Origin of the sequence: Andreprevotia sp. IGB-42 (assembly GCF_009848685.1) — a bacterium.
Classification (GTDB): domain Bacteria; phylum Pseudomonadota; class Gammaproteobacteria; order Burkholderiales; family Chitinibacteraceae; genus Andreprevotia.
Map to the genome: position 1 here is coordinate 146,315 of NZ_WXTX01000006.1, position 26,790 is coordinate 173,104.

The 26,790-nt window shown below is 61.1% G+C and carries 18 protein-coding genes; 6 read left to right on the top strand and 12 right to left on the bottom strand.

Features of this window, described 5'->3' with window-relative positions:
• Nucleotides 1–102: 102 nt before the first annotated feature.
• The gene (gene phbB / locus IGB42_RS11085) at nt 103–837 is read right to left on the bottom strand and encodes an acetoacetyl-CoA reductase (protein WP_159671478.1); all 735 of its coding nucleotides are present in this window, start codon (nt 835–837) and stop codon (nt 103–105) included.
• A gap of 139 nt (nt 838–976) precedes the next feature.
• Between phbB and IGB42_RS11090 the strand changes: the two genes are divergently transcribed.
• The 6 genes from IGB42_RS11090 to IGB42_RS11115 all read left to right on the top strand — a co-directional run bounded on the left by IGB42_RS11090 (nt 977) and on the right by IGB42_RS11115 (nt 7,933).
• Nucleotides 977–1,864 (top strand): SDR family NAD(P)-dependent oxidoreductase, encoded by an 888-nt coding sequence (locus IGB42_RS11090; RefSeq protein ID WP_159671480.1) that lies wholly within the window; start codon nt 977–979, stop codon nt 1,862–1,864.
• Nucleotides 1,865–1,956: 92 nt separating this feature from the next.
• Nucleotides 1,957–3,609: a CTP synthase gene (locus IGB42_RS11095; RefSeq protein ID WP_159671482.1), complete on the top strand. Its 1,653-nt coding sequence runs from the start codon at nt 1,957–1,959 to the stop codon at nt 3,607–3,609.
• 64 nt (nt 3,610–3,673) lie between these two features.
• The gene (gene kdsA / locus IGB42_RS11100; RefSeq protein ID WP_159671484.1) at nt 3,674–4,525 is read left to right on the top strand and encodes a 3-deoxy-8-phosphooctulonate synthase; all 852 of its coding nucleotides are present in this window, start codon (nt 3,674–3,676) and stop codon (nt 4,523–4,525) included.
• Nucleotides 4,526–4,594: 69 nt separating this feature from the next.
• Nucleotides 4,595–5,890, top strand: a complete 1,296-nt coding sequence (eno, locus tag IGB42_RS11105) for a phosphopyruvate hydratase (RefSeq protein ID WP_159671486.1) — start codon at nt 4,595–4,597, stop codon at nt 5,888–5,890.
• Between the two features lie 78 nt (nt 5,891–5,968).
• A complete protein-coding gene (ftsB, locus tag IGB42_RS11110) occupies nt 5,969–6,310 on the top strand; it encodes a cell division protein FtsB (protein ID WP_159671488.1) in 342 nt (113 codons plus the stop codon).
• Nucleotides 6,311–6,427: 117 nt separating this feature from the next.
• Nucleotides 6,428–7,933: a PLP-dependent aminotransferase family protein gene (locus IGB42_RS11115; RefSeq protein ID WP_159671490.1), complete on the top strand. Its 1,506-nt coding sequence runs from the start codon at nt 6,428–6,430 to the stop codon at nt 7,931–7,933.
• Between the two features lie 4 nt (nt 7,934–7,937).
• On the opposite strand, the gene IGB42_RS11120 is transcribed toward IGB42_RS11115, so the two are convergent.
• The 11 genes from IGB42_RS11120 to IGB42_RS11170 all read right to left on the bottom strand — a co-directional run bounded on the left by IGB42_RS11120 (nt 7,938) and on the right by IGB42_RS11170 (nt 26,593).
• A complete protein-coding gene (locus IGB42_RS11120) occupies nt 7,938–8,228 on the bottom strand; it encodes a hypothetical protein (RefSeq protein ID WP_159671492.1) in 291 nt (96 codons plus the stop codon).
• A 148-nt stretch (nt 8,229–8,376) separates the two neighbouring features.
• Nucleotides 8,377–8,673, bottom strand: a complete 297-nt coding sequence (locus tag IGB42_RS11125) for a DUF2917 domain-containing protein (RefSeq protein ID WP_159671494.1) — start codon at nt 8,671–8,673, stop codon at nt 8,377–8,379.
• A gap of 161 nt (nt 8,674–8,834) precedes the next feature.
• Complete coding sequence (mnmC, locus tag IGB42_RS11130; RefSeq protein ID WP_159671496.1) at nt 8,835–10,766, bottom strand: bifunctional tRNA (5-methylaminomethyl-2-thiouridine)(34)-methyltransferase MnmD/FAD-dependent 5-carboxymethylaminomethyl-2-thiouridine(34) oxidoreductase MnmC; 1,932 nt, start codon at nt 10,764–10,766, stop codon at nt 8,835–8,837.
• A 33-nt stretch (nt 10,767–10,799) separates the two neighbouring features.
• Nucleotides 10,800–12,023 (bottom strand): MFS transporter, encoded by a 1,224-nt coding sequence (locus IGB42_RS11135; protein ID WP_159671498.1) that lies wholly within the window; start codon nt 12,021–12,023, stop codon nt 10,800–10,802.
• A 61-nt stretch (nt 12,024–12,084) separates the two neighbouring features.
• A complete protein-coding gene (locus IGB42_RS11140; protein WP_159671500.1) occupies nt 12,085–12,762 on the bottom strand; it encodes a ceramidase domain-containing protein in 678 nt (225 codons plus the stop codon).
• A gap of 176 nt (nt 12,763–12,938) precedes the next feature.
• Complete coding sequence (gene gndA / locus IGB42_RS11145; protein ID WP_159671502.1) at nt 12,939–14,348, bottom strand: NADP-dependent phosphogluconate dehydrogenase; 1,410 nt, start codon at nt 14,346–14,348, stop codon at nt 12,939–12,941.
• A 356-nt stretch (nt 14,349–14,704) separates the two neighbouring features.
• Nucleotides 14,705–16,213 (bottom strand): lysine--tRNA ligase, encoded by a 1,509-nt coding sequence (gene lysS, locus IGB42_RS11150; protein WP_159671504.1) that lies wholly within the window; start codon nt 16,211–16,213, stop codon nt 14,705–14,707.
• Nucleotides 16,214–16,272: 59 nt separating this feature from the next.
• Nucleotides 16,273–17,376, bottom strand: a complete 1,104-nt coding sequence (prfB, locus tag IGB42_RS11155) for a peptide chain release factor 2 (RefSeq protein WP_159671506.1) — start codon at nt 17,374–17,376, stop codon at nt 16,273–16,275.
• 244 nt (nt 17,377–17,620) lie between these two features.
• Nucleotides 17,621–18,724 (bottom strand): two-component system response regulator, encoded by a 1,104-nt coding sequence (locus IGB42_RS11160; RefSeq protein ID WP_159671508.1) that lies wholly within the window; start codon nt 18,722–18,724, stop codon nt 17,621–17,623.
• 4 nt (nt 18,725–18,728) lie between these two features.
• A complete protein-coding gene (locus IGB42_RS11165) occupies nt 18,729–21,869 on the bottom strand; it encodes an ATP-binding protein (RefSeq protein ID WP_159671511.1) in 3,141 nt (1,046 codons plus the stop codon).
• Nucleotides 21,866–26,593 (bottom strand): NAD-glutamate dehydrogenase, encoded by a 4,728-nt coding sequence (locus tag IGB42_RS11170; RefSeq protein ID WP_159671514.1) that lies wholly within the window; start codon nt 26,591–26,593, stop codon nt 21,866–21,868. Before IGB42_RS11170 ends, IGB42_RS11165 begins: the two co-directional genes overlap by 4 nt.
• Nucleotides 26,594–26,790: the final 197 nt, after the last annotated feature.

Sequence of the window (26,790 nt, forward strand, 5' to 3'; positions counted from 1 at the left end):
CGAAACAGCTAATTTACCGCCGGTTTATGTCGTCAATTAAGTTTGGCATAAAAAACGGCATGACGAAGCATGCCGTTTTCACTTATGGACCTTTGCCGGGGCTTAACACATGTGTTGGCCGCCGTTGATGGCGAGGTTGGCGCCGGTCATGAAGCCTGCGAGGTCGGACGACAGATAGGCAACCAGTGCGGCGATTTCTTCCGGCTTGCCCAGACGGCTGACCGGAATGCCGGCAATGATCTTGTTGCGGATGTCTTCCGGTACCGCCATCACCATCTCGGTGGCAATATAGCCAGGGCTGATGGTGTTGACCGTAACACCCTTGCGCGCCACTTCCTGGGCCAGTGCCATGGTGAAGCCATGCATGCCGGCCTTGGCTGCCGAGTAGTTGGTCTGGCCGATCTGGCCCTTCTGGCCATTGATCGACGAAATATTGATTACACGGCCCCAGCCGCGCTCGCTCATGCCATCGACGAATTGCTTGGTGACATTGAAGATGGAATCCAGATTGGTCTTGATCACCGCATCCCAGTTCACCTTGTCCAGCTTGCGGAAGGTGGCATCACGGGTAATGCCGGCATTGTTCACCAGCACATCTACCGGGCCGATCTCTGCCGTGATGCTGGCTGCCAGCGCAACGCAGGCATCATAATCAGCCACATCGCATTGATAGGCATGAAAGGTGTAGCCAGTTTCTTTCGCGCTGGCCAGCCATTCAATTTCCTTGCCGGGTTTGGAATACGTTGTGACGACGGTGAAACCCGCATCTGCCAGAGCCTTGCAGATTTGTGTGCCAATGCCGCCCATGCCGCCAGTAATCAGCGCCACTTTTGCCATGCTTGTTACATCCTTTTTGGTTCGTAATGCGGATATACGGGAAAGACCCGATGTGTGGTCACATTAGTTTGTGATCGTTTTCTTAAACTTTGCGTCGATGAAATGTTTTAGTCAATAAAAAAGAGAAAAGGTAGGACGAATGTCACAAGCAGTTGACGTATTGCAAAGAAAAATCCTGATCAGCGGTTGCTCCTCCGGCATTGGCTACCGCACCGCGCTCGGCTTGCAGGCCAGCGGCTGGCGGGTTTTTGCCACTGCCAGAAATGCCGGCGATGTAACCATGCTGGCCGGGGAAGGGCTGGAGGCGTTGCAGCTGGATGTGGCCGATCCGGCCAGCATCAAGCGCTGCATGGCCGAGGTGCTGGCCCGCAGCAATGGCAAGCTGGACGCATTGTTCAACAACGCGGGTTTTGGCGTGCCAGGCGCAGTGGAAGACCTGAGCATGGATGCCATGCGCCACCAGTTCGAAACCAATGTATTCGGCACCCTGGCGCTCACCAATGCGGTGCTGCCGCTGATGCGCGCACAAGGGCATGGCCGCATCCTGTTCAACAGCTCCGTGCTCGGCTTTGCCGCCATGCCGTATCGCGGTGCATACAATGCCAGCAAATATGCACTGGAAGGGCTGGTGGACACGTTGCGTCAGGAACTGATCGGCAGCGGTCTGCATGCCATTTTGATAGAGCCCGGCCCGATCACCAGCCGATTCCGCGTCAATGCGCAGGCGCAGTTCGAACAATGGGTGGGCGATGCTGCCAGTTTTCACCAGCCGTCGTATGCGGCAATGCGGGCCCGGCTGGCGAAGGTTGGCCCGGCTGCACCGTTTACCTTACCGCCGGAAGCGGTACTGGCGGCGGTGGAACGCGCACTTGCAGCCCGCCGTCCGGCGGCGCGTTATCGCGTGACGGTGCCGACTCGCGCATTCTGGTATCTCAAACGGTGGCTTCCTACCGCCTTGCTGGACAGGATATTGCTCGCTGCCAGTGGTGATGAGCCCGGTATTTCCTATGGCCGCAAACAGGGTTGATGCGGCTCAGGCATATTCACGAATGCTTGTCCAGAATTGAGGCCAGAGCGGGGGTCGGGTAGAATGCGGGATTCAAATTGCTCCAAATTGCCATGACCAAGTACATCTTCGTTACCGGCGGCGTTGTCTCCTCTCTGGGGAAAGGCATCGCCGCCGCGTCGCTTGCGGCCATCCTCGAATCACGTGGCCTCAAGGTCACCATGATGAAGCTGGACCCGTACATCAATGTGGACCCGGGCACCATGAGCCCGATGCAGCATGGTGAGGTCTTCGTGACCGAAGACGGCGCAGAAACCGACCTCGACCTCGGCCATTACGAGCGCTTCATCAAATCCAAGATGAAGAAGAGCAACAACTTCACCACCGGCCAGATCTACGAATCGGTGATCAAGAAAGAGCGCCGCGGCGACTATCTTGGCAAAACCGTGCAGGTGATCCCGCATATCACCGACGAAATCCGCCATTTCATCGGCCTGGGCTCGTGTGATGCGGATCTGGCGGTGATCGAGATCGGTGGCACCGTCGGCGATATCGAGTCGCTGCCGTTCCTGGAGGCGATCCGCCAGATGGGCGTCACGCTGGGCCGTGACAACACCTGTTTCGTGCATCTCTCCTATGTGCCGTATATCGCAGCCGCTGGCGAGATCAAGACCAAGCCCACCCAGCACAGCGTGAAGGAACTGCGCGAAATCGGCATCCAGCCAGACGTGCTGATCTGCCGTGCCGACCGCATGGTGCCGGATGAAGAGCGCCGCAAGATCGCGCTGTTCACCAATGTGAGCGAAAAAGCCGTCGTATCCTGCCCGGATATGGACAGCATCTACAAGATACCGCGCGTGCTGTGCGAGCAGGGCATCGACGAGATCATCGCCAAGCAGCTGCAGCTGAACCTGCCGCCGGCAGACCTGGCCGTGTGGGACAAGATCGTCGACGCGATCGACAACCCGGGCCAGACCGTCAACGTGGCCATGGTCGGCAAGTATGTCGACCTGACCGAATCGTACAAATCGCTGATCGAATCGCTCAAGCACGCCGGCATCCATACCGGCAGCGAAGTGAAAATCCATTACGTGGATTCGGAAGCGCTGGAAACCGAAGGCACCACCAGCATCGAAGGCATGGATGCCATCCTGGTGCCGGGCGGCTTCGGCAAGCGTGGTGTGGAAGGCAAGATCCGCGCGGTGAAGTTTGCGCGCGAAAACAACATCCCTTACCTGGGCATCTGCCTGGGCATGCAGATTGCGCTGATCGAATACGCACGCGATGTGGCCGGCCTGAAGGGCGCGAACTCCACCGAGTTCGACCTGGATACCGAATACCCGGTCGTGGCGCTGATCGATGAATGGGTCAACCACGACGGCAAGATCGAAAAGCGCGATGCCAATTCCAATATGGGTGGCACCATGCGCCTGGGTGCACAGCAGTGCAACCTGGAAGCCGGCAGCCTGGCAGCACGGATCTACGGTGCACCGGCCATCACCGAGCGCCACCGTCACCGTTATGAAGTGAACAACTACTATCTGCCGCGCCTGCAGGAAGCCGGGCTGAAAATCAGCGGCAAATCGGCAGGTGCCGAGCAACTGGTAGAAACCGTGGAGCTGCCGGAACACCGCTGGTTCTTTGCTTGCCAGTTCCACCCGGAGTTCACCTCCACCCCGCGTGACGGCCACCCATTGTTCAAGTCCTATATCGAGGCCGCCATTGCCTACGCGAAGGAACACGGACGCGAAGGCCTGAGCTGCTGATACGGCAGTGACGGGCGGGGCATGCGCTGATGCGCAAGCCTGCCCGATACATCGGAGTTACACCATGAAACTTTGCGGATTCGATGCTGGCCTCGACCAGCCGTTCTTCCTGATTGCCGGCCCATGCATCATCGAAGGCGAGCAGTTTTCCATCGACGTGGCCGGCCAGTTGAAGGAAATCACCAGCGAGCTGGGCATCAATTTCATTTTCAAGTCGAGCTTCGACAAGGCCAACCGTTCTTCGGGCAAATCGTTCCGTGGCTTCGGCATGGATGAAGGCCTGCGCATCCTTGCTAAAGTGAAAGAACAGATCGGCGTACCGGTGCTGACCGATATTCATGAAATCGACCAGATCAAGCCGGTTTCCGAAGTGGTGGATGTGCTGCAGACGCCGGCCTTCCTGTGCCGCCAGACCGATTTCATCCGTGCCTGCGCCCAATCGGGCCGGCCGGTGAACATCAAGAAAGGCCAGTTCCTGGCGCCGGGCGACATGAAGAACGTCATCGACAAGGCGCGCGAAGCCGCACGTGATGCGGGCTTGCCCGAAGATGTGTTCATGGCCTGCGAGCGCGGTGCCAGCTTTGGCTACAACAACCTGGTTTCCGACATGCGCTCGTTGGCGATCATGCGCGAAACCGGTTGCCCGGTGGTGTTCGATGCCACGCATTCGGTGCAGTTGCCGGGCGGGCAGGGCGACAAATCGGGTGGCCAGCGCGAGTTCGTGCCGGTGTTGGCGCGTGCCGCAGTGGCGGTTGGCGTGGCCGGCGTGTTTGCCGAAACCCACCCGGACCCGGCCTGTGCCAAGTCGGACGGCCCCAATGCATGGCCGCTGGGCCGCATGAAGGAATTGCTGATCACGCTCAAGGCGCTGGATCAGGCAGCCAAATCCAGCAGCTTCATAGAACAAACACTGTAATCCGGACCGGCTACGCTAAGTAGCCGGTTTGTCCGTTCACGTTTCACTATCCCCACAGAGGAAAGACCAATGAGCGCAATTGTTGATGTGATCGCCCGTGAAATCCTGGATTCGCGCGGCAACCCGACCGTCGAAGCCGATGTATTGCTGGAATCCGGCGTAATGGGCCGTGCGGCTGTGCCGTCCGGCGCATCCACCGGCGAGCGCGAAGCGCTGGAACTGCGTGACGGCGACAAGAGCCGTTACCTGGGCAAGGGCGTGCTCAAGGCTGTTGAAAACATCAATACCGAAATCGTTGAAGCCATCATCGGCCTTGATGCTGCCGAACAGGCGTTCATCGACAAGACCATGCTGGACCTGGACGGCACCGAAGACAAGAGCAAGCTGGGCGCCAACGCCATCCTCGCCGTGTCGCTGGCCGTTGCCAAGGCCGCTGCAGAAGAAGCTGGTCTGCCGCTGTATCGCTATGTGGGCGGTTCCGGCCCGATGGCGCTGCCGGTACCGATGATGAACGTGATCAACGGTGGCGAACATGCTTCCAACAGCCTGGATTTCCAGGAACTGATGATCGTTCCGGTTGGCGCACCGACTTTCCGTGAAGCACTGCGCTATGGCGCGGAAATCTTCCACGCGCTGAAGAAAATCCTGCACGACAAGCATCTCCCGACACAGGTGGGTGATGAAGGCGGTTTTGCACCGGACGTCGCCAATGCTGAAGAGGCGCTGGACCTGCTGTTGCAAGCGGTGGAAAAGGCCGGCTACAAGGCTGGCGAGCAAATCCTGATTGCGCTCGACTGCGCGGCTTCCGAGTTCTTCGACAAGGAAACCGGCAAGTACGTGTACAAGAAGAGCGACAAGCGCGAGCTGACCAGTGCACAGCAGGTGGATTACCTGGAAAGCCTGGCCAACAAGTACCCGATCATCTCGATCGAGGACGGCATGGGCGAGCGCGACTGGGACGGCTGGAAGCTGCTGACCGAGCGCCTGGGCGAGCGCGTGCAACTGGTGGGCGACGATCTGTTCGTGACCAACACCAAGATCTTGGCAGAAGGCATCAAGCGTGGCATCTGCAACTCCATCCTGATCAAGGTCAACCAGATCGGTTCGCTGACCGAAACCCTGGCTGCGGTCGATCTGGCCAAGCGCCATGGCTACACCTCGGTGATGAGCCACCGCTCGGGCGAAACCGAGGACAGCACCATTGCCGACCTCGCCGTTGCCACCAACTGCATGCAGATCAAGACCGGTTCGCTGAGCCGTTCGGACCGTATTGCCAAGTACAACCAGATTCTGCGTATCGAAGAAGAACTGGGTGATGCTGCATATTACCCGGGCATCGAGGCTTTCTACCAGATCAAGAAATAAGCGGTAGAAGCAAAAGCTGTAGTAACATCCAGAGCCGGAGCCGCAAGGGTTCCGGCTTTTTTCATTACCGTTCATTTCATGCGCATTCTCGCCATCGTTCTCGCTTTGATGATTGCTTTGCTGCAATGGCCGCTCTGGATAGGCAAGGGTAGCTGGTTGCGTGTCTGGCAGCTCGATCAGGAGCTATCGGATCGTCACGCCCAGAATGACAGGCTCAAGGAGCGCAACGCTGCGCTCGAGGCTGAAGTGCTGGATCTGAAAACCGGCACCGATGCGATCGAAGAGCGCGCGCGCAACGAACTGGGCATGATTCGTCCGGATGAAGTGTTCTTCCAGGTGCTTGATGCACGCCGCCAGGCGTCTGCCGCCAGCAGCGTGGCACTGGCATCGGCACCGCAGCAGGCATCTGCACCCCGCTGATCGGAAACTGTACTGGACGATTTGTCGTTTGGTTCGAAAATACCTGCTGTTATCCCTAGCTGTTACCCTTTGCGCTGCGCGTTATAGTTTGAACATCCCCGTCAGCGAGCGCGCGCAATGACCGATTTCTCCCATCCCCGCCGCAAGGCCGATACGCTGTATTTCCAGTTGGCCGAAGAGTTGGCGCAGGCCATTGCCAGCGGTCTGCTCAAGCGGGGCGAGAAGCTGCCCTCCATCCGCAAGCTCTCCACGCAACGGCAAGTGAGCTTGTCCACGGTGATGGAGGCCTATCGTGAGCTGGAAGATCGCGGCCTGATCGAAGCGCGGCCACAAAGCGGCTTTTATGTGTGTGAAGTGGCCAGTGCCTTTGTCTGCCCGGCGCTCACGCAGCCGCCATCGGTGCCGCGCAATGTGGTCACACCCGCGGAGCTGTGGCCGTACCACGCGCACGAGCTGCACAAGATCAAGGTGGACTTCGGTTTTGCGGTGCTGTCGCCGGAGCTGTTTCCCACCCAGCAGTTGCAGCGGCTGCTGGCGCAGACTACCCGCTACCAGCCGAAAATGCTGGCCGACTACGGAAAACCGGCCGGTGATCTGGAGTTGCGCCGGCATATCGCGCGGCGCGCACTGGCCTGGGGCGGCCATTTCGAATCGGAAGACGTGCTGATCACCCACGGCTGTATCGAAGCGCTCAATTTGTGCCTGCGCGCGGTCACGCAGCCCGGTGATGTGGTGGCCATCGAATCTCCCACCTATTTCGGCCTGCTGCAGATCCTCGAGAGCTTCCAGCTCAAGGCGCTGGAGATTCCCACGCACCCGCAGACAGGCATTTCCATCGAAGCACTGGAACTGGCTACCCGCAATGGCGGCGTCAAGGCCTGTTTGCTGATTCCCAATTTTTCCAATCCGCTGGGCAGCCTGATGCCGGAGGAGAACAAGAAACGCTTGGTCGAGTTGCTGGCCAGCCGCAATATTCCGTTGATCGAGGATGATATCTACGGCGAGTTCTACCGCAGCGGCAATCGCCCGCGCCCGGCCAAAGCTTTCGACACTACAGGCAACGTGATGCTGTGCTCGTCGTTTACCAAGGTACTGGCACCGGGCATGCGCATCGGCTGGGTGGTGGGCGGCAAGTGGCGGCGCGATATCGAGAAGCTCAAGTTCATCAATACCTTTTCCACCCCGCTTGCGCTGCAGCAGACGATCACGCGCTTCCTGGAGAACGGGGGCTACGATCATCACCTGCGCAAGTTGCGGCGCACGGTGGCAGAGCAGGTGGACGGTGCGGTGGCGGCCATCCGCCGCTATTTCCCGGCCGATACGCGCCTGAATGTGCCGCAGGGTGGCTTTGCGCTGTGGATTGAATTGCCTGAGGCGATCAATACCCGCGAGCTGTTGAACCTGGCGATGCCGGAGGGGATCAGTTTTGCGTATGGCGAGCTGTTCTCGCCCAGCCACAGTTACCGGAACTGCCTGCGTATCTGTGCGGTGGAGACATGGACCACCCGCCACGAGCGTGCGATACAGCGGCTGGGTGAGCTTTGCCAGCAACTGCTGGAACAGGCAGCTGCTGGCAATGCGGGCCCGGCGGTACAACAGCTGGGTACGACAACCACGCATTGATCGGCTAATGCGTGGACACGCTTACCATTGCATCATCGTCATCCGGTGCAAAGCGCATCACGACTTCACAGCTTGCAGGCCCCGGGTATTGCATTTCCTGGCAGCGGGGTGAGTACGACATCATGCAAGGGGGAAGCTGCTCGGTTTCATCCATCATGATGACGTCGAAACGCTTGCCACACAGCGAGTCCAACGCCCCTTTCAGGGCGGCGAGCTCGTCAATCAGCGCGGCATGCGTGAGCGGAGAGGCCAGACAGGCGGCAAGCGCAAGCTTGGTACAGAAAGGACGTAACATGGTGCACCTCCTTTCAAGAGGCGGCCAGGATTGGCCAGTTTTTATCGGACCCCGTCCGGGCGCATGCCGCGATCAGCTGCCAACCGGAACCCGGACGTTGTCCTTTTCTGACTATAGCCTCGCCATCCGGTTTCACCCGTTCCGCAGCTCAACCGGGCGAAGCGCCCAGACGGACGGAAAAACCCAATAAACGGCGCCCCAGCCGTGGCCGGCGCACGCTGCGCGCGCCGGGCTGCTGTACCGGATTTTCCAGAATGGCAAAGCGCGCAATGCTGAGCGCCTGGATGACCACGCGCTGCTGTGTGTTGACGCGACAGGACATGCCGCTTTTCAGGATGATGTCGTTCCCATCCACGGTCAGCCACAACAGGCCGCGCTCGCAGTGAATCCAGCGGCCGCGAATTTTGTCCAGGCTGAGCAATTCATCGGGGGCAAGTAGCGGCATGGGATTCTCCTGAATGGGTAAACAACGCATTCAGGATATGACGGCCGGGCATCCCTGCGGCAGAGGCAAACTGTGCTGGCAAACAGAGCAACACAGAACAGTTTCAGTACACTGTTATGGTCGTTGCCCGGCCTAACTGTTTGAAACGGTAAGCAGCTGTTTCAATCACCGTCATCTTCGGCACGCCTATCGTCATCGGGCGAGTAACGCTGCCCCCGGCGGAGCGCGCGCAGCAGGAAACGGCCGGGGTCGAGCGCGTTAGCCAGCTTGCGCTCGACGGGCAGCGGTTCGCCATTGAGCTCGCACGCCAGCAGTTCCCCTGCCAGCACCGCCCAGGTGAGCCCGCGCGCACCATAGCCCAATGCTGCATACAACCCGGCCTGGCGCGGCAATTGCCATGGCTGATGGCAGGCTGGCAGGTCGACATGCCAATGCTCCGGAATGGCACCGACCAAGGGCAGGCGGTCCGGCGTGCTCGGGCGCTTGCACACGCGGCTGACCGGTTGCGGGATCTGTGCTGCTGCCGGCAGCACCTTTTGCAACGCCGCCAGATTGTGCGCAGTGGCTTTGTCCAGGTCATCATCATATGGGCTGGCACCGATGATGCGCTCGCCCTTGTATGCCGCAGTCAGGTAGCCCAGCCCGGCCAGGCTTTGCCGCGGCAGCGCAGCGGTATCGGCAACCTTGCTGGCCACGCGCAAGCTGTCCCACACCGGCAGCTCCGTGGCCTGCGCAATCTGCCGCGCCGCAGTGGCGTTGGCAAGAATCACCACCGGCGCAGTAGCCAGGATGTGGCCCTGTGCATCCAGCGCTTGCCACGCGCCGCTGGCATCGCGTGCCAGTTGCTGCACCGCCGCGCCATAGTGCACCCGGATGCGAGGGCCACCTGCCTGCAACCATGCGTTGCAGGCACTGGCCGGGTTGATCCACGCACCTTGTTCGAACCACCAGCCACCATGCGCCGGGGTTTGCCCGAGTAGCGTACTTGTCGCAGCGCTATCCAGGTAGCGCACCAACGCTGCCGGCCAGTTGCCATCATGGACCAGCCTGGCCATCAGGCTGGCCTGTTCGGCGTTTTTTGCCACTTGCAGGATACCGTCCACCGCGTAGCCCACGTCGCGGCCGCTGGCGCGCAGCGCAGCCAGGCTCTGCAGCGTGGCTGCGCTGCCAGCGCGGGAAAGCCGCGCCAGCTGGTTGTCGTCCAGCGAGCAATACGCATGCATCAGGCCGACATGGTTGCCCGAGGCTCCTGTGGCCGGGGCAGCCGCCGCTTCCAGCACGGTGATCTGCCAGCCACGCGCTGCCAGGCGCTCTGCCGCTGCGCAGCCGGCAATGCCGGCACCGATGACGATGGCCTGCCGCGCGCCGGAATAGCCCGGCTGCTGCCGCGGCACCCTGGCGATGCGGCCACGCAGCATCGCCCACTTGCTGGCAAAACCCTTGGCCTTCTCAACCGCGAACCCGGCCTCGGTCAGCCCGCGGCGCACGCTGCCGGCCACGCTGTAGGTGGCCAGAGTGGTATCGGCATGGCTTAGCCGCCAGAGTTGCCGGAATACCAGCGGCGACCACAGCCCGGGGTTTTTGGCCGGGGAAAAGCCATCCAGGTAGATGGCATCTGCACGCGCATCCAGCTCGGGCAGCATCTGGTCTGCGCTGCCGAGCATCAGCGTAAGCACCACATTGCCCGCTTCGAATACCAGCCGGTGGAAGCCGGCAGTGAGCAGCGGCCATGCGGCGTGCAGTTGTACGGTCAGCGCAGCCAGTTGCGGGTAGCGCGCGTGCATCAGCTGCAGGTCGGCCAGCGTGAACGGAAACTGCTCGACCGATACGAAATGCAGCTTGCCGCAGCGGGCCGGATCGTCGCGCCATGCCTGCCAGGTGGCCAGAAAGTTGAGGCCCTGGCCAAACCCGGTTTCCACGATGGTGAAGCTATTGCACTGTTGCCAGCGCTGCGGCAGGCCGTTGCCGGCCATGAAGACCGATTCAGCCTGCCCCAGGCCGCCATCGGGCGAGTGATAGATGTCGTCGAAACTGGCCGAGTAGGGGATGCCTGCTTCGTTGTGCTGCAGGATGGCGGGATGGATCGGGTTCAATGCAGGTTCAGGCCGTATTCAGGAAAGAGATGATCACAGGCCGGCATCGCTTTGCAGGAACGCGCTCTTGACCCACACGAAGCCCAGACCGGCCAGCAGGCAGAACACCGCAAACCATGCGTTGCCAAAGCCCAGATAGCCGAATTTAACCAGTTCTATGCCCAGCGAGTAAATCAGCAATGTGGACATGCCCAGCGCGGCGGATACCGTGCCCTTGCTCATGCTGCTGGAAAACAGCGCCAGCCGGTATAACCCGGCGCCGATCAGCCCCAGCCCGTACGCATACACGCTCAGCCCCAGTATCAGCCAGCCCCAGGCATGCGGTTGCCAGAGCACCAGCAAATTGAGCGCCAGCCCGGCCAGCAACGGTATGCTGCCCAGGCCCACCAGCCGGCGCACCGGCACGCGCATGGCAAAACGGGCCAGTGTGAGGTTGCCGGCGATCAGCGCAATGAAAATGGGGATTTGCCATACGCCGAAATCCAGTGAATCCAGGCCTGCGCGCGTCATCAGGATGACTGGCGACTGGCCTATCCACGCCAGTAGCGGCAGGCCGGACAAAGCCACCGCCAGCACGCCGAGCAGGAAGCGGCGGTTGCCGAATACCGTGCTGTAATCGCGCCACATGCCCTTGATGCTGAGCGGGCCACCATTACGTGGCGCGGTTTCAGGCATATGGCGCACGATACCCCCCAGTGCAATGGCCGCAACGATGGCGATCATCACGAACATGCTGCGCCACGGCAGGATGGTGATGATGGCAGCGCCCAACAGCGGGCCGATCAGTGGTGCAATCAGCGCCACATTAGCCATCAGTGCGGTAACGCGGATCGCTGCGCTTTCCGCGAATGCCTCCTGTACCGCCGCATAGGCAACGGCCACCACGAAGCACAGGCCAAAGCCCTGCACGAAGCGCAGCACCAGGAAGGGGCCGATCTGCGTAACCAGCAGCGTGGCCAGGCAACTGATGATGAACAGCACGATGCCGGCCAGCATCACCGGCCTGCGGCCGATGCGGTCAGACAGTGGGCCCAGCAGCCATTGCAGCGCCGCGCCACCAGCCAGGTAGGTAGACATGCCGGTGGGCACCCAGACGTCACCCACGCCGAATTCATGCACCACGCCGGGCATGGCGGGCAGGATCATGTCGTTGGCGATATAGGTGGCAAACTCGAACAGCACCAACGCCAGCGGGAACAGCAATGTGGCCCGGCTCAGTCGCTCGATGGGGCGGAAAACAGCATTGGAAAAGGGCATGCCAGGCACAAACGGCTGACCATGCGGCCAGCCGTACACAGTAAACCGCCAGTTTCCGCGTTTACGCGGGCGAGCGCCACGGTCGTATTGCCGCGGTACGCAGCTTGAGCAATGCCAGGGTCAGGCTGCCCAGCAGCAGCGCATTGAGCAGGTGCCACAGGAAATGCGTGCCGAGCGGGAATGTGCCGCACCAGCGCGCATCGAAGGTACGGAACAGCAGCGATACGCTGAACAGCAGCCAGCCACGCCAGAACGCGCGCGCCATCGCGGGCGCGATGCGGCGGTGTGCCAATGCCAGCAGGGCCAGTGCCAGCCAAGTGGGCAGATAGAACACCGAGCCATTGAGCGTATCGGCCGGCATGCTGCTGGCCAGACACTGGTTGCATAACTGGTAGGCCAGCCAGCCTGCCAGTACTTCGAACCAGCGCCAGTGCAGCCCATAGGCTAGGGTAGCGAGCAGGTATACATTGATGAACAGCAGGATGGGAATGACATCGAGCCAGATGGCCCACGGCGTGGCCTGCAGGTGCCACACGCCACTGCCGATGCCGATGCTGAAAATGAGCGCGATCAGCAGCAGGATCACTGCACCACGCCGCAAGCCCAGTTCGGATCGCTGCCAGGCGCCTAGCGCCCAGCATGCAGCCACGATGAAAGCCAGATTGCTCAGCGTGTTGACTGGCTCGCCCCACGCGCCAGCGGCAACGCGCTCGCAATAGTGATCAAGGTAAGTGCTCATGCGCTGCAGTGTAGTTCGCAGCGGCAACATCTTTATGACAACGTATGCATGCAGCGCCCGGAGCTGGCCTGCGTTGTGGCCGCGCGTCGGCCATACCATAGGCGACAGCCATGAAAAATCCGGCCACATGGGCCGGATTTTTCATTCATCCACAGCAGGCAGGGTAGCCGGCGGTATCAGAACCACTGGGCGTGGTAAACACCCGGCTTGTCGGTGCGCTCGAAGGTGTGAGCACCGAAGTAATCGCGCTGTGCCTGGATCAGGTTGGCAGGCAGGCGGGCTGCACGGTAGCTGTCGAAGTAGGCGATGGCCGAGCCGAATGTCGGCAACGGGATGCCCGACTGCACGGCAACGGCAACCACTTCACGCAGCGCAGCCTGGTATTCGTTGGCGATGCCGGCGAAGTACGGGTCCAGCAGCAGGTTGGTCAGCTTCGGATCCTTGGCATAGGCATCGGTGATGTTCTGCAGGAAGCCCGAACGGATGATGCAACCGGCGCGGAAGATCTTGGCGATTTCGCCGTATTGCAGATCCCAGTTGCTTTCGTCCGACTGCGCGCGCATCTGGGCAAAGCCCTGCGCGTACGAAGTGATTTTGGACAGGTACAGCGCGCGGCGCACGCTTTCCACGAATGCGGCCTTGTCGGCAACGGCAGGCTTGCTGGCCGGGCCGTTCAGGACCTTGCTGGCGGCAACGCGTTCGGTCTTCAGAGCGGAGATGAAACGTGCGAACACCGATTCGGTGATCAGCGGCAGCGGCACGCCCAGGTCGAGCGCGCTCTTGCTGGTCCACTTGCCGGTACCCTTCTGGCCGGCCTGATCCAGGATCACGTCAACCAGCTCGCCGCCGGTATCTTCGTCTTTCTTCTTGAAGATGTTGGCGGTGATTTCGATCAGGAAGCTGTCGAGTTCGCCTTTGTTCCAGTCGGCGAACACGTCAGCCAGCTCGGCGTTGGACAGGCCCAGCACGTTCTTCAGGATGTCGTACGCTTCGGCGATCAGCTGCATGTCGCCGTATTCGATGCCGTTGTGCACCATCTTCACGTAGTGACCGGCACCATCTGCGCCGATGTAGGTGACGCAAGGTTCGCCATCCGGTGCCTTGGCAGCGATTTCACGCAGGATCGGTGCCACCAGCTCATACGCTTCGCGCTGGCCGCCCGGCATGATGGACGGGCCCTTCAGTGCGCCTTCTTCGCCACCGGATACGCCGGTGCCGATGAAGTTGAAACCCAGGTCGGACAATTCCTTGTTGCGACGCAGGGTATCGGTGTACAGCGTATTGCCGCCGTCGATGATGATGTCGCCCTTGGCGAGCAAAGGCTTGAGCTGGTCGATGGTGGAATCGGTCGGCACGCCGGCCTTCACCATCAGCAAGATGCGACGCGGTGTTTCGAGCGATTCAACGAACGATTCCAGCGTATGAAATGGCACCAGCTTTTTGCCAGGGTTCTCGGCAATGACTTCGTCGGTTTTATCCGGCGAACGATTGTAGATCGATACCGAGTGACCACGGCTTTCAATATTCAGCGCCAGGTTGCGGCCCATGACCGCCATACCGATAACGCCGATTTGTTGCTTGGACATTTCTTCTGCTCCTGTCGTTGCGCGAATTCGTAGAGCCGCGCCGGTTCCCAAGATGACTCAGCCTGATGGGCTGAACTTGATATGCAGCTTCTGCACACCCGATAACGGGGTGGAAGCCAAAAAGGTTGTCAATTACAGGACATTGCCTGCCTGTTCGTATGCTTGCCTGTGCCCGTTGTGGGCAATGGACGGTATTGATTGCAATCCCACTCCGTTTCAAACGGCGCCGGATTATCGTCAAATCCTATCATTAAAGCCCTGTTCATATGCGTTTTGGACCTATTTCCACGCAAATTTCCCGCCATCGGCCATGATCGGCAAAAAGGCCGGCGCGCGGCGCCAGCCTCTTGTCATGCTCAATCTTCGCGGCGCATTTGCGGGAACAGGATCACGTCGCGGATGCTCGGCGCATCGGTCAGCAGCATCACCAGGCGGTCGATACCGATACCGCAGCCCCCTGTCGGCGGCAGGCCGTATTCCAGCGCGCGGATGAAATCCGCATCGAAATGCATGGCTTCGTCATCGCCCTTGTCCTTCAGCGCAACTTGCGCCTGGAAGCGTGCGGCCTGGTCTTCGGCATCGTTCAGCTCCGAATAGCCGTTTGCATGCTCGCGGCCCACCATGAACAGCTCGAAACGCTCGGTAATGCCCGCGTCGTTATCGTTGGCGCGCGCCAGCGGCGATACCTCGGCCGGGTAATCGATGATGAAGGTCGGCTCCCAGAGCTTTTCCTCGGTGGTTTCATCGAACAGGCTCAGTTGCAGGCCACCCACGCCATCGGTCAGCACCGGCTTGGCGCCCAAGCGGGCCAGCTCGGCCTTCAGCCATGCGCGGTCGTGCAATTGCTCGCTGGTGTATTGCGGGTTGTAGTGCGCAATGGCGCCGGCAATGGTGAAGCGTGCGAACGGCTTGGACAGATCAACCTGCTTGCCCTGGTATTCGATGACGGTATGACCGATCACTTCGCGCGCGGCATAGCGGATGACGCCTTCGGTCATGTCCATCATGCGCTGGTAATCCGCGTACGCCTCGTAGAACTCCATCATGGTGAACTCGGGGTTGTGGCGGGTACTCATCCCCTCGTTGCGGAAGTTGCGGTTGATCTCGAACACGCGCTCCATGCCACCCACCACCAGCCGTTTCAGGTACAGCTCCGGCGCCACGCGCAGGAACAGTGGCATGTCGAGTGCATTGTGGTGCGTCACGAACGGCTTGGCGGTCGCGCCACCCGGGATCGGGTGCATCATCGGTGTTTCCACCTCCAGATAGCGCTCGTTCACCATGTATTCGCGGATCTTCTGCACGATCTTGCTGCGCTTGATGAAGGTTTCGCGGCTCTGCTCGTTGATGATCAGGTCCACATAGCGCTGGCGGTACTTCTGTTCCTGGTCGGCCAGGCCGTAGTAATCGCTGGGCAGCGGGCGCAAGCTCTTGGTCAGCAGGCGCAGCTCGGTGACCTGTACCGACAGCTCGCCGGTCTTGGTTTTCATCAGCGTGCCGCGCGCGGCAATGATGTCGCCCAAGTCCCATTTCTTGAATGCCGCGTAAACGTCTTCGCCCACGCTATCGCGGCTGACGTAAAACTGGATGCGCCCGGAGCTATCCTGCACGCTGGCAAAGCTGGCCTTGCCCATCACGCGCTTGAGCATCATGCGGCCGGCCACGCTCACCGTCACCGCTTGTGCTTCCAGTGCTTCTTTCTCTGTTTCGCCGTATTTGGCGTGCAGGTCGCCAGCCAGATGCTCGCGCTTGAAATCGTTGGGGAAGGCGATACCGGCTTCGCGGATGGCCTTCAGCTTGGCACGGCGCTCGGCCATGATCTGGTTTTCATCCTGCTGGACGATCTGTTCTGGTTGGTCGCTCATCTTCAATTCCATTCATCGCTGCGGCGCATGGCGCCAATTAATCCGGCTGGCTGTATTGCTCAAACGCCCTGTTTCAGGCTGGCTTCGATAAAGCCATCCAGATCGCCGTCCATCACGCCCTTGAGGTTGCCCACTTCATAGTTGGTGCGCAAATCCTTGATGCGGCTCTGGTCGAATACGTAGGAGCGGATCTGGTGCCCCCAGCCGATATCCGATTTGCCGGCTTCCAGCGATTGCTGGGCTTCCATGCGTTTGCGCAATTCCAGTTCGTACAGCTTGGCGCGCAGCATCTTCCAGGCTTCGTCGCGGTTCTTGTGCTGGGAGCGGTCGTTCTGGCACTGCACGACGATATTGGTCGGGATGTGCGTCAGGCGCACGGCCGAATCGGTCTTGTTGATGTGCTGGCCACCGGCGCCCGAAGCACGGAAGGTGTCGGTACGCACGTCGGCCGGATTGATTTCGATTTCGATGCTGTCATCGACTTCCGGATAAACGAATACCGAGCAGAACGAAGTATGGCGGCGCGCATTCGAGTCGAATGGCGACACGCGCACCAAGCGGTGCACGCCAGTCTCGGTGCGCAAGAAGCCGAACGCGTATTCACCGGTCAGCTTGATGGTGGCGCTGGTGATGCCGGCCACTTCGCCTTCCGACTCTTCCATCACCTCGACATTGAAGCCCTTGCGCTCGCCGTAGCGGATATACATGCGCAGCAGCATGCCGGCCCAGTCCTGTGCCTCGGTGCCGCCGGCGCCCGACTGGATGTCGATGAAGCAGGGGCTCGGGTCCATCGGGTTGTTGAACATGCGGCGGAATTCAAGCCTGGCGATTTTCTCTTCCAGCACCTGCGCGTCTTCGGCGATGGCGGCGAGCGTATCGAAATCCTCTTCCGACTTGGCCATGTCGAACAGTTCCTTGGCATCGGCTGCGCCATTGGCAACTTCGTCCAGCACCAGCACGACATCTTCGAGCGCCTTGCGCTCGCGGCCGATTTCCTGCGCTTTTTTCTGGTCGTTCCAGATGTCCGGATCTTCGGAGAGACGAACCACTTCCTCGAGCCGATCGCATTTGCCCGGATAATCCAGGTAGCGTTTGAGCTCGTCCGCGCGGCTGGCGAGGTCGGACAGGTGATTGTCGATCTGGTTGAGCTGTTCGGCTTCCATCACGGTCTGCATCGATTGGAAAACCGGGCATTATACCGGATCGGCGCCCATTCGGGCCTGTAACCCGCGTTGCCGCACTACAGGCATGGCAAAGTGCTGCAGCTGGCGCAGCCCGGATGAGCGCATGCACTGGCCGGAATCGCTGTTTCCACTCATCAGGTAACGGCCAAGCTGCGGTCATGAAAATCAGCGTGTAGCGGCCTGATTGATCCGCAGCGCTCGGCAACAAGCCGATCCAGGCGCGTTAGTCCGGGTAATGATGGGCAATCTGCTCCAGCTTGTCCGCCACCGCCAACAACGCATCGACAATGTCAGCCTCGAACCCGGTGCCGCTCATGCTGGCGATGATACCCTTGGCGGCATCATGCGGATGGGCAGGGCGCCACGGTCGCTCGGAGGTCAGCGCATCGTAGACGTCGATCACGCTGACCATGCGGGCCGGCAGCGGGATATCGGTGCCTGCCAATCCATCCGGATAACCGCTGCCATCCCAGCGTTCGTGATGGTGGTAGGCCATTTCCTCGGCACAGCGCAAGAAGCCGGTACGCGTGCCGATCTGGCGCTCCACGGTGAGGATGACTTCACGTCCGTCATGCGGGTGCCGTTGCACCAGTTCGCGCTCTGCCGCGTTGAGCGCGTCTTCTTTCTTCAGTACATGCGTGGGTACGGCCACCATGCCGATGTCGTACAGCGCGGCAGACTTGAACAGCAGCTCGATATATTCCTCGGTCAGCTCATCGGCAAAGCGGGGGTGATCTTGCAACTGCCAGGCCAGCGCAGACAGATAATGCTGGCGGCGCTGGATAGGCGCATTGCGCTTGCCCATGCCGATCTGCGCCAGCGAGGCCATGGCCAGCAAGGTGGCATCCTGCATGGATTCCAGCTGGCGGGTGCGCTCTTTCACCAGGTGATCCAGATAGCTGTTCTGGTCCAGCAAAAAAGCGCGGGCATTGTGCAGCTGGATGTGGGTATCCACGCGGGCCAGCAGGATGGCAGGGTTGATGGGTTTGGTGATGTAGTCGACCGCCCCCAGTTTGAAGCCTTTTTCCTCGTCTTCCGTCTCGGCCTTGGCGGTCAGGAAGATCACCGGGATATTACGCGTGGATTCGTCGATCTTGAGCTGGCGGCAGCATTCATAGCCATCCATTTCCGGCATCATGATATCGAGCAGGATCAGGTCGATTTCATCCGCCGCCATGCGCGCGGCCTGCAATGCCTTGACGCCGTTGGTGGCAACTTTCACCCGGTATTCATCTTTGAGCAGTCCGTTGAGCAGCACCAGGTTGTCAGGCGTGTCGTCCACAACCAGTACGGTGCGCTTCTGCGTAAAATCCAGTGGATTGCTCATTGTTTCATCCTTGTTCCGGGTGGCTGGCATCGTGCAGCAGCCTTGATGCGGCTTCGTAATCAAATTGTGCAATCGCGCGTTTGAGCGCGGCATGGTCTGCCTGCGTCATGCCGCCCTGCAGTACGCTGGCCCAGCGCTCAAAACTGTCTGCGGCTGCAGCATCGAATCCGTCCAGCAGCGGGGCCAGTTCGGACACCGCCAGTGCAAAGCGGGCCGGATCAAACGCTGGCAAGATGGCAGTGATTGGCGCTTCCTGCTCTGGCCCCAACGCTGCCAGTATGGCTTGCGTGCCTGCATGCAGTTCGTCCGCCATTGCATCCAGCATGGCTTGCTCCAGCGTATTTGTCCTGATCGCGCGCTCCAGTGCCGCGGCGGTATCCTGTATGTGGCCAGCACCGATATTACCGGCCACGCCTTTCAGGCTATGCGCAGCGCGCTCCGCCGTAGCGTGATCACCAGCGGCCAGACTGCCCGCAATCCGTGCGGCTGCATCGGCCTGGCCGGCAACGAAATCACCCAGCAGCTTTCTGTATAGCTCAATGTTGCCGGCAACCCGTTGCAGTCCGGCAGCCGTATCGATCCCTTCGATCTGCGGCAACGCCATCGTGGCCGTTGCGGCAGCAGGCAAACGGGTCTGCGAATGCTCCCGGCCAGTCCAGCGGGCCAGCGTGCGGAACAAGACGTCCGGTGCAATGGGTTTGGCGATGTGGTCCTGCATGCCCGCAGCCAGGCAGCGCTCACGTTCCTCCACCATGGCGTGCGCGGTCATGGCGATGATGGGCAGGCTGGCAAACCGCGGATCAGCGCGCAGCAGCCGTGTGGCGGCCAGACCATCGAGCACCGGCATCTGCATGTCCATCAATACCGCATCGGCGCGGCCCGGTTCCGCCAGCAGCAGGTCCACTGCCTGCTGGCCATGTTGAGCAATGCTCACTCTCACCCCCATGCTTTCGAGCAGCTCGCGGGCGATTTGCTGGTTGATGGGGTTGTCTTCGGCCAGCAGCACGCGCAAGTCCTGCAGATCGGGCAGCGGCGCAGCGTTGTTGTCGGTCTCGATCGGACCGCTTGCAGGTTGCAGTACTGTAGTGAACCAGAAGGTCGAGCCCGCACCCGGCACGCTGCGTACACCGATCTCGCCGTGCATCAGCTCGACCAGCCGCTTGCTGATCGACAAGCCCAGCCCGGTACCGCCATATTTGCGCGTGGTGGAGCCATCTGCCTGGGTAAACGCGCCGAACAGCCTGGCTGTCTGTTCCTGCGTCATGCCGATGCCGGTATCGCTGATCTCGAACCGCAGCGCCACGCTGCCGGCATCCGCCTGCAGCAACTGCACGGACACCGTAACCGAACCATGCTCGGTGAACTTGATGGCGTTGTTGATGAGGTTGATCAGCACTTGCCCCAGCCGCAGCGGGTCGCCACGCAGCAGGCGCGGTACCGCGTCGTCCAGCTGCATACGCAGCTGCAACGCTTTTTCGCCGGCCTTGTGTGCGGCGACGGTCTGCACATTGCCCATCACCGCATCCAGCGAGAAATCCACGCTTTCGATATCCAGCTTGCCCGCCTCGATCTTGGAAAAATCCAGGATGTCGTTGATCAGGCTCAGCAGCGCGGTGCCGGCGTTGTGGATCTTGCTCACGTAATCATGTTGCCTGGGCGTGAGCGCCGTTTGCAGCGCCAGGTATGCCATGCCGATCACTGCATTCATCGGTGTGCGGATTTCGTGACTCATGTTGGCAAGGAACATCGATTTGGCCGCGGTGGCTTCCTCTGCCTTGATCTTGGCCACAGCCAGCGCATCCGATTGTGCATGCTGCGCGCTGATATCCATCCAGTAGCCGTTCCACATCCAGCCGTCGCTGACCTGTTGACAACGTGCATGACTGGCAATCCAGCGCGTTCCTTCATCCTGCACCATTCTGTATTCCAGCTGCAGGTCGCGCCGCTCGCCTATGGCGGCCAGCACCTGATCGCGTATCGTTACCGGCCCATCATCTACAACACCAAGCCAGCGTTGTGCCGGATCGGCCAGCAGCGCACTGCGCGAGTGTCCCAGTACCTCGGCGACGTTTTCGCCGATGAAGCTGAACCCCTCACGGCCATCGTCATGAATCCGGTACTGGAATACCGCCAGTGGCAGCCGGTTGGTGAGGTTTTCCAGCTGCTGGCGCGCTGTTTCTGCCGCATCCCTGGCTTCCAGCAGCGCAGCCTGCGCGCGGCGGCGGTGTGCAATCTCGAACGACAGGCGCCGGTTCCAGGTCACGATCACCACGATCAGCGTCAGCAGCCCCAGCACGAACGGCCACGCCACCTGCGCAGCTTTGCGCCAGTTGAATTCGGTCAGCGGTGGCAGCCATTGCGACTGGATGCTCTGGCGCTGTTCGTCGCCGATGTTTTCGATGGCGCGGCTCATCATCATGGCCAGCTCCGGCCAATCGCCGCGAACCGCAAAACGCAGCTCGCTGGCGGCAAGGCCGGTTTCTCCACGCAGCTCCAGATTGGTCAGGTTGTGTTGCCGGGCCAGGTAGCTGGCAACGATCATGTCGCCCACATAGGCATCCGCTTCGCCGGAGGACACCGCGCGCAACGCCGATTCGGCATCCGGGTAGTGCTGGAAATGCACATGCTGCACGCGCTCTGCCAGCAATTCCTGCAGCGCATAGCCCTGCTCGATGGCAACGCGCTTGTTGGCAAGATCATCGGGGCGCTGTATCGCCTCATTGCTGTTGAGGGTGAAGATCAGGCTGCTGCTGCGGATGTAGGGTGCGGTGAAATGCAGGTAACCGGCGCGTTCCGGTGTCGATGCCATCGAGGTCAGCAGGTCCACCTGATGCGCCCGTGCGGCTGCCAGCGCTTCCTGCCAGCTATTGAACACCACCGGCGTGATCTGCAGCCCCAGCCGGCTGTTGATGAGCTTGAGATAATCCGCGCTCAGCCCGCGGTATTCGCCCTGTTCACCGATCACATCGAATGGTGGCCAGCCCGGGTGATAGACGCCTACGCGCACCACCGGGTGCTGTTTCAGCCACGCGGTTTCCTCGGCAGAAAGTTGCCAGGAAGCCGCAGCCGCCTGTGTCCATGCCGGCCACAGGCAGCACGCCAGCAGGAGCAGGCAACAGCGCCATGCCGCCTGCAATAGCCTCATGCCAGCAGCCTGGCTTTGAGCTCCCGCAATGCGGCCGAAATCATCGCAAGGTCCGGTGCGGCCTCCTTCAGTTCGCCCAGCATGGTCAGCCATTGCACCAGTGACGCGCTGACCGTGGTGCGCCAGTCATCCAGCCGCGCCGTGGTATCCCCCCTGGTGATGCGCCATACCTGTTCGGTCAGCGTGGCCTGCATGGTGAGCAGATCATCACGCGCAGCCAGCCTGGCCAGCGATTGCCAGCGGTTGTCGCGCGGCAGCCTTTCCACCGCGCCCATCAGCCAATCGAAGCCGATGGTCTCGCCCAGCCCCAGGTAGAGTGCCATCCGCTCGCCCACGGTCGGGCGGTTGCCCGGATCGCGCGCCAGATCGAACAGCGCACCGGTTTGCTCGCGTGCTGCTACGGCACTGGCCAGCGCTTCCGGTACCCCGGCGGCCAGCCATTGTGCCAGCGGGGTGTCTGCCGTCTGCACGCACAGCATGCGCCCACCCAGCGCAGCAAATTCCGCACTGACCACACCGGCAAAAGGGGCATCGTTGAGGATGGCCGGCTGGCGCAACACCCAGCGGGTAGCGCGCTCGGTATGGCGGCGCAGTGCCAGCAGCAATGCGTAGCGGGTGTCCGCAGGGACCTGCAGCACCTCGATATCACTTGCAATCCGCTCGCTATCGAGCAGATCGGCGGCAGCCATCCATGCCTGTACCACTGCAGACGGGCCATGCTCGGTTTCCTCGGCCAGCCGGAACACGAAGCTCACGCCCTGGCGATTCACCACGTGGTTGGTCAGCACGGTGGCGATGATTTCGCGGCGCAGCGGATGCTCGGCCAGACGGGCGCCAAAGCGCTCGCCCAGTAGCGGCGGGAAGTAATCGGCCAGCAGCTTGTCCCACACTGCGTCGTCCGGCAGGGGCGATGCCAGCAAATCCTGGTACAGCACGATCTTGGCATAGGCCAGCAAGACAGCGAGCTCCGGGCGGGTAAGCCCCTGCCGGTTCTGCATGCGCTCGAGCAACTGGCTGTCATTGGGCAGGTATTCCAGCCGGCGCGACAGCTTGCCTTCGCCCTCCAGCCTTTGCATGAAGCGCTGGTGCACCGGCAGCAGGGACAACGCTTGCGATGATTCCAGCGCCAGCGCGAGCGTCTGCAGTTCATTGTCGCGCAGCACCATGTGCCCGACATCATCGGTCATTTCCGCCAGCACCTGGTTGCGCTGCTTGAGCGTGAGATCGCCACCCGCCACGATGCGCCCGAGCAGGATCTTGATGTTCACTTCATGGTCGGAGCAATCCACCCCGGCCGAGTTGTCGATGGCATCGGTCAGGATGCGCCCGCCCGCCAGTGCGTATTCGATCCGCCCCGGTTGCGTGAAGCCCAGGTTGCCGCCTTCGGCGATCACCTTGCAGCGCAACTCGCGGCCGTCCACGCGCAGGCTGTCATTGCCCCGGTCATTGGCCTCCGCATGGCTTTGCGTACTGGCTTTCACGTAGGTGCCGATGCCGCCGTTGTAGAGCAGGTCCACCGGTGCTTTCAGGATGGCCTGGATCAACGCGACGGGTTCCAGGCTGTCGTCCGCCACGTCCAGCAGCGCCTTTACCTGTGGTGATAACGGGATGATTTTGGCGGTACGCGGCCAGATACCGCCGCCTTCCGAAATCAGCCCGGCTTCGTAGTCGGCCCAGGAGGAGCGGGGCAACGCAAACAACCGTTCCCGTTCCTTGAAGCTGAGCGCTGCATCAGGCGTCGGGTCGATGAAAATATGCCGGTGATCGAACGCTGCCACCAGCTTCACCGCAGCAGAGCGCAGCAAGCCATTGCCGAACACGTCACCCGACATATCGCCGATACCGGCAATGGTGACCGGATCGGTAGCCACATCGATACCCAGCTCGCTGAAGTGGCGTTCGACCGAAACCCACGCGCCGCGCGCAGTGATGCCCATTTTCTTGTGGTCATAGCCAACCGATCCGCCGGAGGCAAACGCATCGTCCAGCCAGAAGCCATAGTCATGCGCAATGCCGTTGGCGATATCGGAAAACGTGGCCGTGCCCTTGTCGGCAGCCACCACCAGATAAGGGTCGTCTTCATCCAGCCGCCGCACATCGGCGGGTGGCACCACTTTGCCTTCGACCAGGTTATCGGTGATATCCAGCATGCCGCGGATCAGCGTCTTGTAGCATTCCACGCCCTTGGCCATGAAGGCATCGCGTTCAGCAGGGGCATTCTTCACGATGAAGCCCCCTTTGGAACCCACCGGCACGATCACGCTGTTCTTCACCATCTGTGCCTTGACGAGGCCCAGCACTTCCGTGCGGAAATCCTCGCGCCGATCGGACCAGCGCAGCCCCCCGCGTGCCACCTTGCCACCACGCAGATGCGTGCCTTCCATCTCGGTGCTGTAGACAAAAATTTCGAACAGCGGCACCGGCTGCGGCATGCCGGGGATCTGGCCCGACGCCAGCTTGAACGACAGATACGGCTTGGGCTTACCTGACGCATCGGTCTGGTAATGGTTGGTCCGCACCGTGGCCATCACGGCAGCACGGAAGCCATTCAGTATTTTTTCATCGTCCACGCTGGGCTGGTCGGCAGCAAGTGCCGCCAGCCTGGCATCCAGCGTAGCGGCCGCTGCGTCGTCGGTACCGGCCGGGTGGTGGCGCAGGTGGAACAGCGCGGCAAGATCGCTGGCAAACCCGGGAAAACGCAGCAAGGTATCGGCCAGCGTCTCCGTTGCATACTTCAGGCCGATCTGTTTGAGGAAGCGCGCATAGGCGCGCAACAGCAGTACATCGCGCCATGCCAGCTGCGCGCTCAGTACCAGCCGGTTGAACGCATCGTTATCCGCGCGGCCGGCAAAGACGGCGCTGAATGCATCCACCAGCCGTGTCCGCGCGGCCGGGTCTTCCAGCTGGGTGCCTGCGGGCAATTGCAGGCCGATGTCGATGATCCACGCCTGCTTGCCACTATCGAAGCGCAATGCGTACGGGCGCTCGTCCAGCACGCGCACGCCCAGGTTCTCCAGCTGAGGCAGGCAGTCGGATAAGGCGATTTCGCTGCCGCGGTACAGCTTGAGCCGCCAGCGTTGGGTATCGATGGTACTGCCGGGGGTAAGGCTGGCAGTCAGTTCATCGCGCGCCAGTGCGATTTCCAGTGCATCGATATCGTGCACGGCCACACGGGCTGGGAAGTCGGCGCTATAGGCGGGTGGAAAGGCGCGCTGGTACAACTGGTAGCGGTCTGCACCACGCTCTTCACCGTTGTGCTGCAGCAATTGCCGCTTGAGTTCATCCTGCCAGCGCTGCGCGATCTCGGCGATCTGCCGTTCGATCTGCTGCGCGTCATAGACCGGACGATGACCGTGCGGAATGCGCACGATGAAATGGATACGGGCCAGCGGCGTATCGGAAAGCAGCACATTGAATTCCGCGCCATCGCCACCCAGTGTCTCGATCAGCAGGCTTTGCACGCGTACGCGGACCTCGGTGCTGTAGTTGTCGCGCGGTACGAACAGCATCACCGATACATAGCGCCGGTACAGGTCCTCGCGGAAGAAGACCCGTACCCTGCCGCGCTCGTGCAGGCCGACGATGGCGCTGGCAATGCGCGACAGCTCTGCCACGTCGATTTCGATCAGCTCTTCCCGCGGATAGGTATCGAGTACATGGGCCAATGCCTTGCCACGGTGCCCGCCCAGGTTGGCACCTGCGATCTGCAGCACGTGTTCGATCTTGCGCCGCAACACCGGCACCTGCCTTGGTGGCGTGGTATAGGCGCTGGCGGTATACAGGCCCAGGATACGCAGCTCGCCGCATACCCGGCCGCCGGCATCAATATCCTTGAGGCTGATCATGTCCAGGTAGACCGGCCGGTGGATGATGGAACGGGTATCGGCCTTGGTCAGCACCAGCAGGTGATCGGGCGAATACGCCAGTGCACGCAAGTCTGCCGGCAGATTGGCATACAGCCGGGAAGGGCCGCCTTCGCCCCGGTCGCGCAGCAGCCCCAAGCCCGAGCCGGATTGCAGATCAAGCGTGCTGTGGTCGTCACTGAAACGGTAATCGCGGCAACCCATGAAAACGAAGTGCCCGGTCTGCAGCCATTCCAGAAAGGCCACCGATTCGTCGATTTCATCCGCATCCAGTGGCGGCAACGAAGTGCGCAGGCCCAGCAATGCCTGCCGGATGCGCTCGGTCATCGCCGGCCAGTCGGCCACCACGCAATGCAGTGCATCCAGCGCCTGGGCGATTTCCTCGTGGATTGCCCGCAGCGCTGCCGGGCTTGTGGCGCGGTCGATTTCGAAATGCATCCACGATTCGGCCACGCCATGACCGTCCAGCGCCTCCAGCTGGCCGCCGGTATCGCGCAGCACTTGCAACACCGGGTGCACGACGAGGTGCACGTTGTAGCCCAGTCGCGCCAGCACCATGGCCACGGTATCTACCAGGAAGGGCATGTCGGCGAGAACCAGCTCGACCACGGTGTGCCCGGTCTGCCAGCCATGCTCCGGTAGCGTGGGGTTGTACACACGCAACAGGTACGCATCCGTCTGGCGCAGCGCCGCGTAGCGCCAATGTGCCAGTGCGGCACCTGCCCAGTCCTGCGCTTCCCGCTCGGCATAATCTTCTGCGGGCAAGTTGGCGTAGTATTGAAGATAGAGCTGGCGGGCATTGTCGGGCAACGTGGCTTCAAAGGCCTGAAGCGCGGCAAGCACAGTACTGTTCGGGGTCATGCACAGCGTCCTTACGACAATGCGTTGCATTGAATCTATACTCGGCAGGCACAGCCCGCCACTTGCTGTAAACCTGCATCAGCCCCGGCAGTGTGGTGTGAGGCCGGTCACTGCTTCATGACAAAGCGGTGAAATTATTTCTACAGGTGGTTCAATGGGATAGCGGGCCCGCCTGCGGTGATGAAAGGTATTTTGTT

Bases quoted from the DNA above. Each gene is read 5' to 3' on its own strand.
- phbB (WP_159671478.1), bottom strand. From the start codon at position 837: ATGGCAAAAGTGGCGCTGATTACTGGCGGCATGGGCGGCATTGGCACA.
- IGB42_RS11090 (WP_159671480.1), top strand. From the start codon at position 977: ATGTCACAAGCAGTTGACGTATTGCAAAGAAAAATCCTGATCAGCGGT.
- IGB42_RS11095 (WP_159671482.1), top strand. From the start codon at position 1,957: ATGACCAAGTACATCTTCGTTACCGGCGGCGTTGTCTCCTCTCTGGGG.
- kdsA (WP_159671484.1), top strand. From the start codon at position 3,674: ATGAAACTTTGCGGATTCGATGCTGGCCTCGACCAGCCGTTCTTCCTG.
- eno (WP_159671486.1), top strand. From the start codon at position 4,595: ATGAGCGCAATTGTTGATGTGATCGCCCGTGAAATCCTGGATTCGCGC.
- ftsB (WP_159671488.1), top strand. From the start codon at position 5,969: ATGCGCATTCTCGCCATCGTTCTCGCTTTGATGATTGCTTTGCTGCAA.
- IGB42_RS11115 (WP_159671490.1), top strand. From the start codon at position 6,428: ATGACCGATTTCTCCCATCCCCGCCGCAAGGCCGATACGCTGTATTTC.
- IGB42_RS11120 (WP_159671492.1), bottom strand. From the start codon at position 8,228: ATGTTACGTCCTTTCTGTACCAAGCTTGCGCTTGCCGCCTGTCTGGCC.
- IGB42_RS11125 (WP_159671494.1), bottom strand. From the start codon at position 8,673: ATGCCGCTACTTGCCCCCGATGAATTGCTCAGCCTGGACAAAATTCGC.
- IGB42_RS11135 (WP_159671498.1), bottom strand. From the start codon at position 12,023: ATGCCCTTTTCCAATGCTGTTTTCCGCCCCATCGAGCGACTGAGCCGG.
- IGB42_RS11140 (WP_159671500.1), bottom strand. From the start codon at position 12,762: ATGAGCACTTACCTTGATCACTATTGCGAGCGCGTTGCCGCTGGCGCG.
- gndA (WP_159671502.1), bottom strand. From the start codon at position 14,348: ATGTCCAAGCAACAAATCGGCGTTATCGGTATGGCGGTCATGGGCCGC.
- lysS (WP_159671504.1), bottom strand. From the start codon at position 16,213: ATGAGCGACCAACCAGAACAGATCGTCCAGCAGGATGAAAACCAGATC.
- prfB (WP_159671506.1), bottom strand. From the start codon at position 17,376: ATGGAAGCCGAACAGCTCAACCAGATCGACAATCACCTGTCCGACCTC.
- IGB42_RS11160 (WP_159671508.1), bottom strand. From the start codon at position 18,724: ATGAGCAATCCACTGGATTTTACGCAGAAGCGCACCGTACTGGTTGTG.
- IGB42_RS11165 (WP_159671511.1), bottom strand. From the start codon at position 21,869: ATGAGGCTATTGCAGGCGGCATGGCGCTGTTGCCTGCTCCTGCTGGCG.
- IGB42_RS11170 (WP_159671514.1), bottom strand. From the start codon at position 26,593: ATGACCCCGAACAGTACTGTGCTTGCCGCGCTTCAGGCCTTTGAAGCC.